The organism is Prevotella sp. MGM2 (assembly GCF_002933955.1).
Classification (GTDB): Bacteria; Bacteroidota; Bacteroidia; order Bacteroidales; family Bacteroidaceae; genus Alloprevotella.
This window is the reverse complement of record NZ_BEWW01000069.1, coordinates 1-775: the sequence shown is the minus strand read 5'-3', so window position 1 is coordinate 775 and position 775 is coordinate 1. Positions and strand designations below refer to the sequence as shown.

Genomic DNA, 775 nt, shown 5'->3' with positions numbered 1-775 from the left:
TTTATTAGGCACGAAGGGGTCAAACTCACGCGCCTTTTCCAGATGCGCAAGGAGAGTATGACGCAGCCGTTCATCATCATGACCGACTATGCCGAAGTGCATACGGCGGTGGAAAGCATGAAACTCGGTTCGCTGGACTACATACCCAAACAACTCGTGGAGGACAAGCTCGTCCCTCTGCTCCGTACCATACTGAAAGAGCGGAATATCGGGCGGAGCCGTATGCCCGTCTTTGCCCGTGACGGTTCCGCCTTTCAGAAAATCATGCACCGGATAAGGCTGGTAGCCCCCACTGACATGAGCGTGCTGATCTTCGGAGAGAACGGTACGGGCAAGGAGCATATCGCCCACCTGCTGCACGATAAGGGCAAGCGGGCAGGAAAACCGTTTGTGGCTGTGGACTGCGGTTCGCTTACCAAAGAACTTGCGCCGTCGGCTTTCTTCGGACACGTCAGAGGGGCATTCACTGGTGCGGACAATGCCAAGAAAGGTTATTTCCATGAGGCGGAAGGCGGCACGTTGTTCTTGGACGAGGTGGGCAACCTCGCACCGGAAACACAACAGATGCTACTCCGCGCCATACAGGAACGGAGATACCGTCCCATTGGTGATAAGGCGGATAGAAGTTTCAATGTCCGCATCATCGCCGCCACCAACGAGGATTTGGAGAAGGCGGTCAATGAAAAGCGTTTCCGGCAGGACTTGTTGTACCGTCTGCATGACTTCGAGATAACCGTCCCGCCGTTGCGCGACTGTCAGGAGGACGTCATGCCGC

At 55.6% G+C, this 775-nt stretch carries 1 protein-coding gene; it reads left to right on the top strand.

Translation table 11 applies throughout. The annotated features are described in order from the left end of the window. The coding region (locus tag C5S62_RS01595) for a sigma-54 dependent transcriptional regulator (RefSeq protein ID WP_133159451.1) at nt 1-775 on the top strand (775 nt) is incomplete at both ends.